The sequence below is a fragment of the Mesorhizobium sp. M1D.F.Ca.ET.043.01.1.1 genome, assembly GCF_003952385.1.
Classification (GTDB): Bacteria; Pseudomonadota; Alphaproteobacteria; order Rhizobiales; family Rhizobiaceae; genus Mesorhizobium.
Genome location: NZ_CP034444.1, coordinates 2225182 through 2242714 on the forward strand (window position 1 = coordinate 2225182; position 17533 = coordinate 2242714).

Here is a 17533-nt window from a genome sequence, read left to right on the forward strand (position 1 = left end):
GGCATATGGGCGACGCTAAGGGGGTCGCGCTCGCCGGCCTTCGCCGCAGTGAAGGCGTTCCTTGGATGCCACCGCCAACTTCCTCAGTCGCCCGGTCATATCCCGCTGCCCATTTCTTCTGCGACGGTGTCGGACCAGCACTCGACTGAGGTAGGGCGAATGAAGCCGGGATGCTCAGGGTTGGCACGCGGCGCGCGCCCCAGAAGGCTGTCGAGGATGCGACGCGCTCGCCAGGCCAGCAGGCTTAGATTCGGGTCAGCCAGCCCACGCTGTCCTAGGCTCGCATTCTGTACGAAGATGCGGCTGTCACGCGGTCCGTCCCAGCACACTGAAAAATCTTCGCGAATAGCCAATTCGTTGTCGATCTTTTCAAGCCGGTTCGCGATCGGTTCCAAGAAGCCTGGCACCGCGTTCTCGTAACCGGTGGCCAGGATGACGATGTCGGCCGTGACTTCTTCAACCTCCTCCATGCCATGCTGCAGGGTGAGTCTGTGGCCCTTGCCGGCGTTGATGCAGTGCGAGACAGTGCAGCCCGGCCGCAGTGTGATTTCGCATCGGTTTGGCTCTAGAAATGCGTGGCGATATAGCGCCTGGTAGATCGCGCGCAACGTGCTTTCCGAAACGCCGTCCGAAGCAAGCACGAAGCGCCGCAAGAACAGCTTGCGCTGCGACTCGCTCATTGCCGCGAAACGATCCGAAAAGCAGGGCATGAACAACTCGTTTGTGAACGGGCTGTTGTCGATAGGAAGGTAGTTTTCCCGCTGTGATACCCAGGTTATCGAGACAGGCCGCCGTCCTTTTGGCAGGCCAACAAGGTGCAACAGCACCTCGGCTCCGGACTGTCCGCCGCCGACCACGCAGACATGGCTATTGTGCACCTCAGGATGAATGTGCAGCAATTGAGATGAGTGAAAAAGGTTGCGGCCAGCCCAGCCTTGAAACTGAGGCGGAATATGCGCCTGCTTGCCAATACCAACCACCAGGTTTCTGGCGCCGAGAACCGCCTTGTCGGTGCGCACCCGAAACTCACCGTCAAAGCGGATTTCGCGCACCGTCTCGCCGCCGCGGACAAGCGGGTTCCTGTGGAAGGCCCAGTTCAGGTATTGCTCGAACTCAGCTCTGAGCACCGCTTCGAACTGTGCATTCAGGAAGTGGTACAGACGCCCGTTCTCATGCAGGTAGTTCACGAAAGTGTAGGCTGATCGCGGGTTCACCAGCGTGACCAAATCCTTGAAGTGGCTGACCTGGAGCTCCGAGCAATCGAATGCGCTGCCTGGGTGCCAGCGGAAGTCGACTTGCCGATCCAGGAACAGTGCCCGTTGCCCAATTTGCTCGTGCATCTGGCACGCCAGGCTCAAATTCGACGGCCCAGCTCCCACTCCAATGCAAGAGAGCTCCACTTGTCTTGCTCCTTTAGGTGCTTCCCAATTGAGTGATACTCGCGAGGAAAATCGGCTCGGGCCATCGGCTTCAGAGTCTCCACGCGGACCATCTCGACTTCGGTGCCGCTGGATTTGCTGAATTTTGTCCCCGCTTTCGTTTCGTCGTGTATGAGGGCCCATGGATCCGGGCCAAGTGATGCGATCGACCCTCCTGTCCACGACTCGTGGGCGTGGACACAATCGACATATCTCCGCCCGCTTCGATGATCGCGTCTCGGTCAGCGAAATGCTCTCGAGTCTTGTTCCTTGTTTCAATCGGCAAAGTCGCCCGCCTCCACAATGCTACGCCGACCTTCGACCGACTTGGGGATCGGCGAGGGCCTGGTCTCGAATGCGGCGACATTGAGCCTGGCATAGGAGGGCATCCGCTGATGTTTTTCGGAAGATCCCCCGCATCAAACGTGCCAGAAGGAAACTTTCATGGAAGCAACGGTTAGGGGGTTTGTGATTCTGTCGGGTATCCGACAATGAGGGGGAAACCTTGCGCCGATGGCCAATTTGCCGCGTCGCCGTCCTTACGTCGCCACGTTCGAGATTCAGCACCGGCCGCTCGGCGCTTTTACGCAAGCATGGTGCGTTCCCATTTCGCAGCATAATGCTGCAGGGCAGAGGGGGTGCTGTCCCGCCAGTGTTAGATCACATTCAATTCCCTGAACGCCCGCCCTCCGCGACGCGCTCATATCCGAACGCCGTGCAATCGATCGTGCGATAGCCGCCATGCACGATGAGCTCCGCCAGCGCCTTGCCGACCGCCGGCGCCTGCTGCAGGCCGTGGCCGGAAAAGCCATTGGCGAAGAGGAAGTTGTCGACCTCCGGATGCGGCCCGACCACCGCGTTCTGGTCGAGCGTGTTGTAGTCGTAATGGCCGGCCCACGCGCGCGTCGGCTTAATGGCTTCGAAGGCGGGAATGCGGGTCGCCAGCGCCGGCCAGATCATCTCTTCGAACAGCGGCCAGTCGGGCTCGAAATCGTTAGGGTCGGCGGGGCCGTCGCCCTTTTCAGGTTCGGCGCCGCCGGTAATGTAGACTGAGCCTTCCGGTCTGACGTAGATGCCGGTCGGATCGACCAGCATCGGCATGTCTTCATATTTCTCGCGCGCCTCGAAGAGAAAGACATTGCGCTTGCGCGGTTCCACTGGCAGCGCCAGTCCGGCCATTGCTGAAACTTTGCCGGCATTCGGCCCAGCGGCGTTGACGACTATACCCGCGTCGAGCCGCTCGCCATTGTCGAGGCTTACTCCGGTAACACTGTCGCCTTGCCGTTCGAGGCCGGTCACATCGGCCGTGATGAAATCGATCTTCTTCTCCCGCAGGGCCCTGCGAAACAGCATCAGCATAGCATGCGCGTCGAACCAGCCCTCGCCGCTGCGGCCATAGGCGCCGGCAGTGATGCCCTCGGCCGACAGCCATGGAAAGCGGCGGACGAGCGCCTCCGCATCCGCAAGGACGATGTCGGCGCCCGCGGCCATCTGGGTTTGGTGGTTGGCCTTGAGAATCGGCAATCCGTCGTCGCCGGCAAGGATCAAATAGCCGCCTTCGCGAAAGCCGATATCGGCGTCGGCGCCAAAAGTTTCCCTCAGCCGCCGGAACAGTTTCAGCGTGAACTGCGACAGGCGGATGTTTTCGAGAATCGAAAACTGCTGGCGGATCGAAGCGCAGGACAAGTCGTTGCCGCATGGGCAAATTGCGGGTCGCGCTCGACCAGCGCGATCGAGCCGGAAAACCCTTCCTCGCGCAGATAGTAAGCGATCGAGGAGCCGACGATGGCTCCGCCGATGATGACGATGTCATGTCGTAGAGCATTTTTTCGCTTCTCCAGTTCTAGAGCATGATCCGGAAAGCCGGTTTTCGGAAAAGTTCGTGCTCCATTCAAACAACCGGCAGGATGATCTCGAAGTGGGTAGCGCGCTCAGCCAGGCGGATCATGTCATCATGCGCTCTCAGGAGGGCCAGCACGATGCCGAGGCAGGCATGCCGGTGCCGCCGAAATCGCGTCGTGTAGGGAAGATGGCTCGGAAAATGCCGGTCCGGTTGCTGGCGAAATGCCCCGCCCCCCTCGCTCTCTCAATGGCCTGCCGTCCCCATCGCCGCTGTGATTGAAACCAGCGTGGCGCCATGCCTCGCGGAATTGTCGATGAGATTGGCGAGCACGATCGCCGCGTTCTTGGCCGACAGGCTGGTCTCTCCGGCTGGCCTCGGAAGTGCCGGCCGTCCTGGACCGGCAGCGGTGCCAGCCCGGCACCAATCGACGTGCTTTCGCCACTGGCGCGAGATTTTCGGCGCGCCAGGTCGAGCAGGCGGCGCACAGCACATTAAGCCGCCCCGCGTCGGTGACGATATTGTTCGAAAACGGCCGCCAGCTGGCCTCATCCATTGCGCTGCCTGGGTGCCAGCGTATCGACCTGCCAATCCAGGAACAGTCCCCTTGCGCAATCTCTTCGAGTATCTTCCACAGCAAGGCTCAATTGGGTGTGCCAGCGCCGAGACCAACGCAAAAGAACGCCACTTATCTTGCTCCTCTAGGGAGTGTTTTCAACTCAGCGGGATGGTCGCAGCGATCCGCATTGGGCATTGCGAATGTCACAGGCACAGCGAAGCCCCGAACAGCATCGGCACGGCTTCGGAAACCGTCATCGAGCCAAAAACAGCGGCAATGTCGGCTTATCAAAGATCCATCTGGTCACACCGCCAAAGAGCCGCTCACGCAGCCCACGGCTGCCATAGGCGCCCATGACTATCATGTCGGCAGAAATGTCGGTTGCGTGCTGTGCAAGCACCGTGGCCGCCGATTTGCCGGCGCTTGGCAGTAGGTCAACCGACACCCGAGCACCGTGCCGAGTGAGATAGCCAGCGATGTCGGCTCCGGGCTCCGCCCCGTTCCCGTTGTAGTTGGCCTTCGGATCGACCAGGGCGACACGAACTTCCTCAGCAACGCATAGCAGCCCCAGCGCTTCGCGAACCGCACGGGACGCCTCGACTCGCGAATCCCAACCGACCAGGACGCGCCGTGGCCACAGCGTCGCCTTGGCCCCGTTCGGCACAACGAGCATCGGCTTTCCCGTGTCGAACAAACAGCCGTTGACCACAGGAGGTCCGAGATTCTCGTCGTTGAGGAGCCCCGGTCCGGTGATCGTGAGGTCGGCGCAGATCGCCCGCTGTCGTACCACTTCACCGAGGCTCGCCGGGTCGTAATAGTCGGTGTCAACGTCGTAGGCGAGCGACATAGATTCCAGCAGTTTCTTGATATCTCTGGAGCGATTTTCCAGCCTGACCGCGTCCTGTGCAAATCGATCGATTTGCCGCAACCGTTTGTTCAATATGGCAATTGCCCGTCCACGTCCTACCGGCCACTCGAGGACACCCTCTCCGATCCGATGCCACATAAGGAGCGTCGGAGCGGGTATAACGAGTACGGAAAGGTGAGCGCCGATTTCCGCACACAAGCCGGCAGCAGTTCTGACGTCCTGATCGGAATGGTCAGCGCCGGTCAGACAGAGTACGGTTCTGTAGGCCATTTTCCTTCTTCTTCCTGAGTATTCGTTGAGGGCGTTTCAGGCCGCAAGACCGGCTCACAGCGTGAGGAAAAGGGAGTGGCACCACACCGGACACTTGATTCAGCCGTCCAGCTTCTCGAGCGAGTAGCCGGACGACCTCACGGTACGGATGACGATATCGGTCGAGGCCGTCTCCAGCGCCCTTCTGAGCCGACTGATGTGGACATCGACTGTGCGTTCACCGACATGGATATTGGCCGGCCAGGCCGCGCCGATCATCTCGTCCCGGCTGAAGACCTTGCCGGGAGTCTCGAGCAAATGCCGCAGCAAGTTGAACTCGATCGGTCCGAGATGAATGTCATGGCCATTGCCGCAAACCCGGCGGGCATCGAGATTCATCGTAACGTTGCCAAAAGAGAGCCAGCTGCCGTTTTCAACCTCGTTTGAACCCGGCTTCGCCAACCCCAGCTTCGACCGCAAACAGTCGAGCAACTTGGCCGGGGCCATTGGTCGCACAAAGCTCTCGTCAATGCCGGCTTTCAACAGATCGAGGTGCTGGTTCTCGGCACCGGGCGCGATCAAGGCAATAACGGGCAGGCCGACGGTCCGGGGCTCCCGTTTGAGCCGGGCGCAGATTGCGGACCCGGTAAGGCTCGTTGGACCGCAGTCCAGCACGACCGCCTGGACCTCCCGTTCGTCGGCCTTTGCAAGTGCCTCCTTGGCGCCGCCGGCCGGCTCACTGACGAAGCCGTCCACCTCCAGTATGTGGCTGAGGAACAGGTAGAACTCTGCATCTAGCGAACAGATCAGGACGCGTGGCTTCATCAGCGCTACCCCGAGAACCAAATTGGCCTCGAACGCCTCGGCTTCGGCTGGCCGTCGCGGCTCCTCAAGGCCTGACATGATCCTCTTGCTCGAAAATCTGCTTCATGCCCGTGCCACCTCGGGATAGGCGTCGATGGCTGCGATCGCATCGTCGACCAGTTTCGTACCGGCCGCGGCGAGTTTGCAGAACGTCTCGAAGCCGAACCGATGGACGTCGCGCAGCGTCTTGGACAGAACGACCAGCCGCCCGGCGGTGAAAAGCACGCGCCCGAAGCCCTCATGGCTCATTTCGATCATCGGCGATGCCATCAGGCTGGAGCGCTCCTCGATCGCAAGGGCGACGGCAGTGTAAAACTTGTCGAGTCTCCACAGCACGTCCGGATCGGGATCGCCAATGATTGGAATCGCACGGCGCTGTTCCTTGCTGACTATGAAGTCGGCCAGCAGCTCGGCGTCCACTTTACCGTCCCAGGATCCGTGGGAATCCTGAGCACGGATCAGTCGCACGAGGCATTTGACGAACGGGCTGGCAAGGGCCGCCTCGTCGTCGTTGACAGCAGGGCTGATCGCGACTTCAAACATTTTGCTCTTTCCTCGTTTCAGTCCTCGTCCTCGAAGGAGGGTTTCTTTTCGGCGACACCAGCGTCGGCCAGCACCTTGCGCAGCCAGGGCGGAGGACATGTCCTCAGCATCATCTGCGTGCGCAACAGCACTTCTTGGATCGTTTGTGGCTGCGGCACCTTGATCGGATGGATTTTGGCAGAAACAACCTTGGCTGCCGAAGGCCCGCCGATGGCCAGACAAAACAGCAGATGGCAGCCCTTCAGCGCCTCCACCTTCGGCGTGATGCGGTCATCGCCCTCGGTCCGACGCTTCCCGCTCTCATCGGAAACGTCATCGAAGGCCACGGCTTCCACGAGATGCCACTCCTCGCGCGTCACGTCGTAGACAGCAAAGCGCCTGGCCGACCCGAAATGGGCATTGAGATCCTTCATGTCATGCGTGGCGATTGCTACGCGCAATGCACCTGCTCGTCGTTCAGGCATCGGTACGCGAATCTCGTCAGTGACGAGTGAGAGGCGACGGACGGAGCTCATCTGGCATTTCTCGTTTCCGGAATGGATCAAGCGCCTCAGGCGTCGGCGCGTGCTGATTGGCCTGGAAGATGTTGGCAACCTCGAAGATCAGGTCGCGGGTCCCCTCATAGAGGATTGTGAGCTTGTGCTGGCTGCCGAGCCGGTCGAAGATCGGGAAGCCGACGCGCATGAGCGGAATGCCAAGGCGTTGCGAAGCCTGGCGACCGTGGGAGTGAGTAACGAGAAGATCCGCGCCCTCGGCAAGAGCTTCCAAATCGCCGAGATCGCCGATCTGAACCCACTCCGCCGGTACCTTTTCCAGAATCTTCGACATATCGGTCGTCGTGACCGCCGCAGCGATTTTGGAGCCCATGCCAGCGAAGAAGGTTGCGAGCTGATAGAGTTGGTCTGGTTCGGCAGCGATCGCAATTTTCTTGCCTCCGAAATGAAAATGTCCGTCGAGCAAAGCATCCTGCAATTGCGCCCGGCGACGGCGCACCCGGGTCGGCACCGCCGCGCCCGAAACCGCCGACAGCACCGAGACGAACCGGTCGACAGCCTTCAATCCGGTCAGCGACTGCAACACCACGTAAGGCACGCCGGTCAACCCGTGCAGCATTTTCGCCGGGTGGCGCATGTGCTCGCCGATGACGATGCATTGCGCGGCTGTGCCAAGCTCGCGGATTTCTTCAACGCTGGTGCCGCCATAGGTAGTCGTTACCCAGCGGTCAGGGACCGTACCGTCGAGCGAGCCGGAGACGTCCGGCAGGATGATCGGCTTGAGGCCAAAACTTTCAACCATGTCACGCAAATGCTCGACGTCAGCGACAGTGAGGTTGCATCCGGGCAGGATTGCGATCTTCTTCGGTTGCCTGGTCCGTGCGCCCGACCGTGTAATCCCTTCGATCATCGCCGCGACAGCCTTGGCCCAGCCTTCTTCGATCGCGCCGTCAAAATCAGGCGTGTTGGCCAGCACGACCTCCGTCCCCGCGAGCTCTTCCACGTGCTTCAGCTTGACGTTGGCGATATCACTCGCGCAATCTTCGCCACGGGTCTCGACCAGCGCGGTCGTGCAAACTCCTATCAGCTTTGGCTTAGTGCGAATTTTGAGGTTGAGGATCGCCTCGTCCAGATGGTCCGCTCCGCCGAGTATGGTTGCCACCTCGTCCATCGCCGTTGTCTGCAAGGGGATCGCTTCCTTGAAATGCCGCACGAAGAGCACGAGCGCGAAGCTGGTGCAGCCTTGGCTGCCGTGGAACAGGGGCATCGCACCGTCGACTCCAAGAAAAGCGAAGGCGGCACCCAGCGGCTGTGACGACTTCAGCGGGTTGACCGCCGCTGATTTGGTATTGCGAAGGATGCGGGCCATCGGATCTTCCTCAACGCTCGCCTGAGCGCTGAGCCGTCGCGCCGGCGAATTCATCGAGAGCGTTCACAGTCCCAGTTCCGTTCTTCGTGCTCGCCAGATCGTCCTTCACGGCAGGCTGGCAATCCCACGGCGCCGGCTCCCGCACCTGGCCCCAGATCGGGTTGTGAATGGCGAGGTCGATCTGCCGTACAAGTTCCACCATGCCGTCATAGCCGGCATAAGGATGTTGTCGCTCCTGGTTGATATCGAGCCAGGGTGTCTTGGCCTTCAGGGCGATGAATTGCGTGCGCCCGCCCGACAACATGATGTCGGCCTTGCCTTCTGAGAGCATGGCGTAAAGATCGCGCGCCGCCATCTGCTCGAATACGTGGTTTTCGTCCTTGAGGATGCGTTTGATCCGTTCCTTGTCTTCGACGGTGGATTTCTTGACCGAGGTGCCGACGATCTCCATGCCGATCTCCATCAGGGCGTGGACGACTGACCAGGACTTCACACCTCCTGTGTTGAGCAGCACGCGCTTGCCTTGCAGCCGCCGGCGGTAGGCCTTGAGCTTCTTCCACGCAATCGCCTCCTGCTCAGCAATCAGCGTGTCTGTGCGATCGATAATCTCCGCATCGGCGCCCCTCCTCACCAGCAGCTCAGCAAGGTTGCGAAGTGCTTCCGACGTATCGGTTATGCCGTAGAAGGAGCCCTCGAAGAACGGGATGTCCCAGCGCTCCTCCATCTTGCGGGCCAGATTGATGAGTGCGCTCGAGCACACCATCATAGCCGCCCGGGCGCGGTGAGCGGATGCAACGTCGATGTAACGCGCATCGCCCGGAATGCAGGCGCGCACTCGGATGCCGAGCCGATCAAGCAGCGGCTTCACCAGCCAAAATTCGCCGGAGAGGTTGAATTCGCCGAGGATGTTTATGTCGTAGGGCCCGTCGTCGTCTGGTTCCACCGTGCCGATGACATGATCGAGCAGCGCTTCGGCGGCGAGTTTGTTGCCGAGGTTCTTGGAGCCGGCCAAGCCAGGCGCATTGATCGGCACCACGGCCAAGCCGAATTTTTCGGCCGCGCGTTTGCACACGGCATCAATGTCTTCGCCGATCAGCGCCGTCACGCAAGTCGAATAGACGAAGACTGCCGGCGGCGCATATGTTTCCTTGATCTGGCGGATCGCTTTGAACAGCTTCCGCTCGCCCTGCCCCATCACGACGTCGAGTTCGGTAAGGTCGGTCGTGAAGCTTGTCCGCCACAGGGTTGGCCCAGACGAAGCTGCGCCTCTGTTGTCCCAGGAATTGCCCTCACAGGCGAGGGGTGCATGGACCAGGTGCGCAACGTCGGTGATCGGCTGCAGGACGATCTTGGCGCCGTCAAAGGCGCAGCCGCCGGCGGCCGCCCCGGGGGTCAGCGGCTTCGAGCAGCCCTCCTTGCGCGCCTTGGCATCCTTGCCGCGGTTTTTATCGCAGGCGGGCTCGTCGAAAACATCCTGGATCTTGGCACTGAGCGAGGTCATTGCGTCAGTCTCCGAAGTCCAATTGGGCGATGGGCGGCCACGGCAAAAGCCGGCACCGGCTCTTAGCGGGTGAGGTCATAGGAATAATCCGTCACGCCAGTCTCGCTCGACTCGCGATCGAGCTTGTCGAATATCTTGTCGAGGATCGTCGTCAGCACGCGTAAACCGCCCTGGTAGCCCATCAGCGCAAAGCGATGGTGATGGTGTCGGTCGAAGATTGGAAACGTCAGCCGGATCAACGGCGTGCCGGTATCGCGCTCCAGATACTTGCCATAGGAATTGCCTATCAGCAGGTCGACCGGCTCTGTAAAGAGCAGCGAGCGCATTGCCCAGAGATCTTTGCCCGCCCAGACCTGGGCATCCTGGCCGAAGGACGAGGAGGCGAGCAGCTCCTTGATCTCGGCTTGCCAGGCACTGGTGCCGTTGGTCGCGAGGCAGTGGGTCGGCTCGCCACCAGTTTCCATGACAAAGCGGGCCATGGCGTAGACGAAGTCCGGATCGCCGTAGATTGCGTATTTCTTGCCGTGCAGCCATGATTGGCTGTCCGCCATGGCGTCAACCAGTCGGCCGCGCTCCATCCGGATTGTCTCGGGGATCTCCTTGCCGGAAATGGCTGAGACCTTCATCAGGAACTCGTCGGTCGCCTGGACACCTAGCGGATAGTGGAAGGATGCCGTCGCTTGCCCGACCTCATTGCAATATTCCAGCGTCTTGCGGGTGTTGTAGTGCTGCAGCGACAGTGTCGCCTCCGCATTGAGTGCCCCTTTCACGTCTTCGATCTTTGTGCCTCCGTCATACATGCGGTATTCGCCGTCCGACGGCGTGTCGAACTGGTCTGAGGCGTCCTGAATGAAGGTATAGGTGACAGCCATCAGGTCGAGGAGGCGCTTGAGTTCCCGGTTGTTGCCGACGCAGAATCCGTCGAATCCTGGAATGATGTTGATGGCCCCAGCGGCTTGCGCGCGCTCGCTGCCCTTCCAGAAATGCTCCAGCACGCCCTTCACCATGCCGTCATAGCCATCGACATGGCTGCCGACGAAGGCAGGCGTATGAGCGAAAGGCACGTCGAAGTCGCTCGGGACCGAGCCTTCGTTCTTGGCGTTCTCGATGAAGCTACGCAGGTCGTCGCCGATGACTTCGGCCATGCAGGTGGTCGAGACGGCGATCATCTTGGGGTCGTAGAGCTTGTAGGTATTGGCGAGCCCGTCGACCATGTTCTTCAGGCCGCCAAACACTGCCGCGTCCTCGGTCATCGAGGAGGAAACCGCTGACGAAGGCTCCTTGAAATGTCGCGACAGATGCGAGCGGTAGTAGGCAACGCAGCCCTGGCTACCGTGGACGAAAGACATGGTCCGCTCGAAGCCCGCGGCCGCGAACACCGCGCCGAGCGGCTGGCAGGCCTTGGCGGGGTTTATGACAAGCGCCTCGCGAGCGAGGTTCTTTTCGCGGTATTCCCAAGTCTTGGTGAATTCGCGTTGGTCGGTGACGATCTGATCAGGGTGCGGACACTCGAAATTCAGTTTCTTCTCGGCAAGCATTTGTCTGTATTCAGGCTCGCGGAACAGGGGAGCATGGTCGAGAACTTTTTCGGCCGATTGCGGCATGGTGGTCACCTTTTCCATCTGGCCGCGCCAAGCGGCAGCACAGGGACATCAAGACGTTAAAGGGCCTCCCGCGGATCGAGTGCCCCGAGCATTTATCGGCCTCCCTGCCTGGCGGGAGGCCAGTCCTCATTCGGCGGCGACTGCCCTCAGCGGCTCGTCCTTCATCTTCTTCCACGGCGCGCGGTAGAGACCCCAGACAGGGTTGTTGATGGCCAGATCCATGTCGCGGGCGAAAATGGCGAAGCCGTCATAGCCGTGATACGGGCCGGAATAGTCCCAGGAGTGCATCTGGCGGAACGGGATGCCCATCTTCTGCACCGGGTACTTCTCCTTGATACCGGAGCCAACGAGATCAGGGCGGATGCCTTCGATGAACTTCTCCAGTTCAAAACTCGTGACGTCGTCATAGACGAGCGTGCCATTCTTCACGTAATGGCCGGTGCGCTGATAGTCGTCGTTGTGGGCGAACTCGTAGCCGGTGCCAACGATCACCATACCGAGGTCCTCGTAGGCAGTGATGACGTGACGGGGGCGCAGGCCGCCGACATAGAGCATCACCGTGCAGCCTTCGAGGCGCGGTCGGTACTTGGCGATGACGGCATCGACCAAGGGCCGGTACTTGGCGATGACCTTTTCGGTGTTCTCCTCGATTTCCGGGCCGAAATGCTTGGCGATGTTGCGCAGGGAGGCCTCGATCTGGGAGGGGCCGAAGAAATTGTATTCCATCCAGGCGATGCCGTACTTTTCCTCCATGTGCCGGCAAATGTAGTTCATCGACCGGTAGCAGTGGATCAGGTTGAGCTTGGCCTTGGGCGCGCGTTCTATCTCGGCGAGCGTGGCGTCGCCCGACCAGTTGCCGACCACACGAAGCCCAATCTCCTCGAGCAGGATTCGCGAAGCCCAGGCATCGCCGCCAATGTTGTAGTCGCCGACGACGTTGACGTCGTATGGGCCGGACTCGAACTCGACATCCTCCTTGTCGAACACCCAATCGCGGATCGCATCATTTGCAATGTGGTGGCCGAGCGATTGTGAAACGCCGCGGAAACCTTCGCAGCGCACCGGTACAATCGTCTTTTCGTGCTCCTTGGCTTTCTTGCGCGACACTGCCTCGATATCGTCCCCGATCAGGCCGATCGGGCATTCGGACTGCACCGAGATGCCTCCACTGAGCGGAAACAGGTCCTCGATCTCGTCGATGATCTTTTCCAGCTTCTTGTCGCCGCCGAAAACGATGTCCTTCTCCTGGAAGTCGGAGGTGAACTGCATTGTCACGAACGTGTCGATGCCCGTCGTGCCGACGTAATAGTTGCGGCGTTGCGACCAGGAATATTGCCCACAGCCGACCGGCCCGTGCGAGATGTGGACCATATCCTTGACCGGACCCCACACCACGCCCTTGGAGCCGGCATAGGCGCAGCCGCGGATTGTCATCACGCCCGGAATGGATTTGATGTTCGATTTGACGTCGCATTCGGAAGGGCCCTTGTCCTCCCCTCCGGCCTCGTCCTTGCTCGTTGCGACACTGAGGTGCTTCTTGCGGCGCTTGGCCGCCTTGTCTGGATATTGGGACAGCACGTCCTCGATAAGCTTCGCATGCAAAGCGCCGTCATTCTCATAGTCGAGGCCCATGGGACCTGCCCCTTTCAAGGTTCGGGTAACGCCTCGCCAACGAGGCCTTGTTTCGTAGAAAGGGGCGCCAGGTCACGGTCGGCGCCCCCTGTCGGTAGCGGCGGTTACTGAGCGACGGCCAATTTCGCTTCCTTGGCTTGAAGCTCGGCAAGCATTTGCTCGTCTGTCTTCATGATGCCGAAGTCGAGCAGCATGTCCTCGAGCTCCTCCATAGTGATTGGGGTCGGGATGGTGCCCTGGCCCGAATTGACATGGATCTTCTCGGCCAATGCGCGGTACTCCCCTGCCTGTTTCCTCAGTTCGGCGTGCTGGACGATGTTGTCGCGCGGCACGAAGTGGATGAGCTTGGAATTGAGCCTTGCGGCCAGCGCCTCGGAGAGGTCGAGCTCGCGGTCGGTCTGGCGCTCGTTGCAGATCAGCCCGCCAAGCCGCACGCCGCCCGAATGGGCGTATTTCAGGATACCCTTGGCGATGTTGTTGGCGGCATAGAGCGCCATCATCTCGCCGGACATGACGATGTAGATTTCCTGGGCCTTGTTTTCGCGAATCGGCATCGCGAAGCCGCCGCACACCACGTCGCCCAGCACGTCGTAGGAGACGTAGTCGACATTGTCATAGGCGCCGTTCTCCTCGAGGAAGTTGATCGAGGTGATGACGCCGCGGCCGGCGCAGCCGACACCCGGCTCGGGGCCGCCGGACTCCACGCACTTGATGTCTTTGTAGCCGATCTTGAGCACGTCCTGGAGTTCAAGGTCTTCCACAGAACCTTCCTGGGCGGCGAGATGCAGAACCGTATCCTGCGCCTTTGCGTTCAGGATCAGGCGGGTGGAATCGGCTTTCGGGTCGCAGCCGACGATGAGGATTCTCTGTCCGAGGTCGACCAGGGCAGCGAGCGTATTTTGAGAGGTGGTGGATTTGCCGATGCCTCCCTTTCCGTAGAATGCGATCTGACGCAGACCTGACATGTTGCTTTCCTTCCTTCTTTCCATCCATAGCGGCTACCCGCGACTTGAAGTCCGGTCGGCAGATCCCGGCGCCTCGCACCGATCGTCTCAAAACTCGTGCCAATTTGGCCAGTTGGATCGAAGAAGAAATTTTATGTTTGCTTTTCAGCTATTTAACATTTGGGAAAAATATTAAACTGGCTAAATAAACTTGTGTGGCGAACCCGACATAGGCGACAGGAGATGTCGGATTGCGTTACTTGCGACCGCTATTGATCGTTAGGGGAAGACGGCAACCACCCCATCGCCGAGCGACCAGGCGGGCCTTTTCTTAGGCGACGCACCAGTTGTAAAGTCCAGCGCTGTTGTGTCGGCCAAGCCCCAACCGAACTTTTGGTAAGATTTTTGGCCAATAGGCCGGCATGTCTTAATCTGTCATACCGGCTGACGGCGTGAAATACCTCTCCTTCAGACAATTTGCCGACGTCAAAGACACAGAGAATGTTTTGGGTCGGATCCACGCATTCATCCGGTATCCGCCACATAAAGTCGGGTCTCATGGGGGCTAAAGAGGGTTCCTTGGCGGAACGTGGAAGGTCGAGCAGACCACTTCGGCCGTCCATTTCAGTTGCTCGATCAGCTGCGAATCGGTGGCGTTCATCGCGATCGGCTCGAATTTCAAATCGTCGCCAAGCACGGCAATTTTGCCGGCGTTCTCGCCGCTGTAGTTGGTATCGAACGCGGCCTTGAGACGATCGGCGGTTTCCTGGCTGATCGACCCGGGTGCGGTCAGAACGCCGCCGGGCCGGCTCCTGTTGCCAAAAAACTGCGTCGAGCTGTCGAGGATGTTCAAACCTTGCGTTGCCGCCACGCCGGCGGCGTAGATCGGCGACAGCCCGACCAGCGGATGAAACAGGCAGTTGAAGCGGTCGTGGATGATCTCGCTGGCGGGGACCATGATGTCCTCTTTGATCCCGCTGACATTGTCGGTGCGCAGCTGGTAGAACACTGAGCCGTCATCGGCGACCAGCGACGTCACGCGATCCGGCGCCAGCACGATCTGCGAGCGAACCACCCTGCTGCCGTCGCGGATTTTCAGGACGTAGACGTTGCCGCGCATCAGCTTGGAGAGAAAGTAATTCTCCCAGTACTGGATGCGGTTCTGGAAGCCGTTCGGCTTTTTCAGCACAGGCGAAAACGCGGGGCTCTTGGTCTCCGTCCAGATGCCGTTGGCGTCTTGCTCGACCAGCTTGACGCGGAGCTTGGAATATCCGAGGCGATCAGCGTCATGCAGGCGAAGACGGCGTGATTGGCCAGCACGCTGTTGAACTCCACGACGGTGTTGGTCTGCCAAGCACCCGTGAAACTTTCCAGTATCCTGTACCACCCCCGCGATTCTCAGACACCGGAACGGGCGGCGCGGCCTTGGTGCGCGAAATGTTGAAGCCGAGTATGTTCATCAGGTGTTTGCCCTAGATGCCGCGCGGTACTTCGCTGACCGCCATGCCCGCGTGAGCGAAATATGCAGGGTCAGTGTCGGGCGAAGCCGCGCTATCGTGATACAGTTGTATGGTCGGGCTAAGAGCATCGGCCGGGACCGGTATCCCAACCAGCATCAAGGAATGCCAACCATCCCGCGCATCAACAGCCGCTCTTGAGGTCAGGTAAGGTCACCTCCCAGCACGCTGCTGTAGGAAAAGAAATGCGACCCCGGTCGATGCGACGGCGGCCGGCAGGTCCTGCCGAACCCACAAGGTGACGGAGTTGCCCCGCGCCTTGTTTCGCTCTGTGCCGGCCATAGCCTGCCGCAAACGGGGCTGGGAGCCAACGCCGGTGATCCTGACTGAGTATGGGTCACCAGCGTCGACGATGGTGAGTTCCTTGGCTGCCGATATGGTGCCCACCGATGCCCAATTATCGGGGAGCGCGCCCGAAAATGCGGCAAAATCTGCGTTTAGACACGATGCTTTCGGCGACAGTGGCAGTCCATGGCACATCGACTGCTACAGTTGTGGGAAGCCTGGCGTTCCAAGCGGCCTGAATAAGCGCGACTTCGAAGTTTTGCCCAGTGCTGTTGAGGTGCGTGGCGTCTGCGTAGTAATCTGCCGGCTTCCCTATCGCGACCATCTCCGCGTAGAGCTCGATCAATTCGAGGCCGTTCCCATCTGTCTTTTATCCAGTGCCAAGCGTCGTTAACGACCTCCATGGAGTTGTCGTCGCGATTCGGCTGCTGGCAAATGGCAATGTGGGGGATCGTCGGAAACGCGCGGCGAACATCTTCGAGCGGCGAGACGATTTCGCTAGGGACAAGGATCGCTGCCGGCCGTCCTATTGTTGATCCCAACGTTCCAGATCACCAGGTCGGGGTCGGTATCTACGATGGCAAGCTGAAATTTACCCCAAAAAGAAACATGGCGCGCGCGCCAGAAACGGAGGCATTCCAAACATGGATCGTATGAGCGCCGGATCCGGTCGACAGTGTGACGGGTGAGGCATAGGCTACAGCAACATCGTCCCACAGATGATAGACAATCGAATGTGTCGGCGCGATCGCACCAGAAAAGAAGAGATAAACCCACTCAGACGTTTCGTTACTGGTGCTATCCCCAATAACCAAAATATTGACGTCGCGGTTGTCGGCCGCAACGAGATTGGCGATGGCGCTGAACGAGGACTGCGCCCCTCCCTCGCTCCCCACCAATGCGTCAAGCGCTCCCGCAGCTGCGCCACTGAAGACGTGAGGTGCGAAAGGACGCTGCCGCCGAAATGCTGTTCAGCTCGGCCAGCATCTGCGCGACGGATTTTCGCTTATAGGCGGTTGCGTCACCCAGGCACGTCGCCAGATATTGAGGCAACGATGTCGTCAGCGGATTGTAGTCGAAGCCACGATCTTCAAGGCCGGCGATGATGTCGGCCAGCAGTGAAGCCTCGGACTGTGTCAGATAGCTCATTCGATCATCTTCCACAGGGTTCCATCGACCAGTTCCCGTTCCGAAAACTGGCAGCAGGCCAGCGAATTGAGCCAGGGCTGGCGGTCGGGATAGTAAGGTTCTTCGATTCGGCTGAGGCCGCAGCGGCCGACCAGCGCAGCGGCGCTGTCCTGGTGCACGAACACCGGGCAGCCCATGATGACCGCCTCGACCGCGGCGTTCGAGCCTTGCGTGACCAGGCAGTGCGCGCCCTTGAGATCCTCATGCAGTTTGCGGCCGAAGCGCTGCATTTCCTTGTTGCGGATCAGCAGCGGCCGGTCGGTCAGCTTGTTCAGCCTCGCCACCGTCTGCCGCGTCCAGCCTTCGATGCCGTGAAAGTGCTCATAGGTCTCGGACGGCTCGGCTACGACAATGTGGCGGCCGGTCCTTGCCCATGGCCAGACTTCGGTTTTCAGCGCCTTCCAGCGGTCGCCGGGAACATCCCGGATGGACTGCATCTGGAACGAGCCGACATGCCAGCGATAGTAGCCGCCATTGTCGCCGGTCGGCAGATCGGTGGCGAAGACGCGTCGGGCATAGCCGCGATCCCAGTATCCATCGGCGCCCCGTCCTGCGCCATTTGTCGATGAACCGCTTGAGCTCGGGCGTGCATCCGACGATCGGAATGATCGCGTCAGGCAAGCGATCGAGCGCCGCGAATTCCGCCCTGACGATTTGC

At 60.1% G+C, this 17533-nt stretch carries 14 protein-coding genes and 1 pseudogene; all 15 read right to left on the bottom strand.

Annotated elements, in window-relative coordinates:
* Positions 1-95 precede the first annotated feature (95 nt).
* Positions 96-1340, bottom strand: a complete 1245-nt coding sequence (locus tag EJ067_RS10995; RefSeq protein WP_245467235.1) for a SidA/IucD/PvdA family monooxygenase — start codon at positions 1338-1340, stop codon at positions 96-98.
* A gap of 733 nt (positions 1341-2073) precedes the next feature.
* A pseudogene (locus tag EJ067_RS11000) lies at positions 2074-3259 on the bottom strand (FAD-binding oxidoreductase).
* An 811-nt stretch (positions 3260-4070) separates the two neighbouring features.
* Entirely contained in the window at positions 4071-4757 is a 687-nt protein-coding gene (locus EJ067_RS11005; RefSeq protein WP_245467236.1) for a universal stress protein, read from the bottom strand.
* Positions 4758-5054: 297 nt separating this feature from the next.
* Complete coding sequence (locus EJ067_RS11010) at positions 5055-5837, bottom strand: response regulator transcription factor (protein WP_126079028.1); 783 nt, start codon at positions 5835-5837, stop codon at positions 5055-5057.
* A gap of 24 nt (positions 5838-5861) precedes the next feature.
* Entirely contained in the window at positions 5862-6341 is a 480-nt protein-coding gene (locus tag EJ067_RS11015) for a NifX-associated nitrogen fixation protein (RefSeq protein ID WP_126079029.1), read from the bottom strand.
* 17 nt (positions 6342-6358) lie between these two features.
* The gene (gene nifX / locus EJ067_RS11020) at positions 6359-6856 is read right to left on the bottom strand and encodes a nitrogen fixation protein NifX (protein WP_126083525.1); all 498 of its coding nucleotides are present in this window, start codon (positions 6854-6856) and stop codon (positions 6359-6361) included.
* The gene (gene nifN / locus EJ067_RS11025) at positions 6822-8204 is read right to left on the bottom strand and encodes a nitrogenase iron-molybdenum cofactor biosynthesis protein NifN (protein ID WP_126085784.1); all 1383 of its coding nucleotides are present in this window, start codon (positions 8202-8204) and stop codon (positions 6822-6824) included. Before nifN ends, nifX begins: the two co-directional genes overlap by 35 nt.
* A gap of 10 nt (positions 8205-8214) precedes the next feature.
* A complete protein-coding gene (nifE, locus tag EJ067_RS11030) occupies positions 8215-9705 on the bottom strand; it encodes a nitrogenase iron-molybdenum cofactor biosynthesis protein NifE (RefSeq protein ID WP_126079031.1) in 1491 nt (496 codons plus the stop codon).
* Between the two features lie 62 nt (positions 9706-9767).
* On the bottom strand, positions 9768-11309 hold the full coding sequence (gene nifK, locus EJ067_RS11035) for a nitrogenase molybdenum-iron protein subunit beta (protein ID WP_126083526.1): 1542 nt from the start codon (positions 11307-11309) through the stop codon (positions 9768-9770).
* A 126-nt stretch (positions 11310-11435) separates the two neighbouring features.
* Positions 11436-12941: a nitrogenase molybdenum-iron protein alpha chain gene (gene nifD, locus EJ067_RS11040; protein ID WP_126079032.1), complete on the bottom strand. Its 1506-nt coding sequence runs from the start codon at positions 12939-12941 to the stop codon at positions 11436-11438.
* Positions 12942-13045: 104 nt separating this feature from the next.
* Positions 13046-13906, bottom strand: a complete 861-nt coding sequence (gene nifH / locus EJ067_RS11045; RefSeq protein WP_126079033.1) for a nitrogenase iron protein — start codon at positions 13904-13906, stop codon at positions 13046-13048.
* 544 nt (positions 13907-14450) lie between these two features.
* Positions 14451-15272 carry a phage portal protein gene (locus EJ067_RS11050; RefSeq protein ID WP_245467237.1) on the bottom strand — a complete coding sequence of 274 codons (822 nt, stop codon included), beginning with the start codon at positions 15270-15272 and terminating at the stop codon, positions 14451-14453.
* A gap of 987 nt (positions 15273-16259) precedes the next feature.
* Positions 16260-16586 carry a hypothetical protein gene (locus EJ067_RS11055; protein ID WP_126079034.1) on the bottom strand — a complete coding sequence of 109 codons (327 nt, stop codon included), beginning with the start codon at positions 16584-16586 and terminating at the stop codon, positions 16260-16262.
* A gap of 4 nt (positions 16587-16590) precedes the next feature.
* Positions 16591-16836 carry a hypothetical protein gene (locus EJ067_RS11060; protein ID WP_126079035.1) on the bottom strand — a complete coding sequence of 82 codons (246 nt, stop codon included), beginning with the start codon at positions 16834-16836 and terminating at the stop codon, positions 16591-16593.
* On the bottom strand, positions 16833-17312 hold the full coding sequence (locus EJ067_RS11065) for a hypothetical protein (protein WP_126079036.1): 480 nt from the start codon (positions 17310-17312) through the stop codon (positions 16833-16835). The genes EJ067_RS11060 and EJ067_RS11065 overlap by 4 nt, the downstream gene beginning before the upstream one ends.
* Positions 17313-17533: the final 221 nt, after the last annotated feature.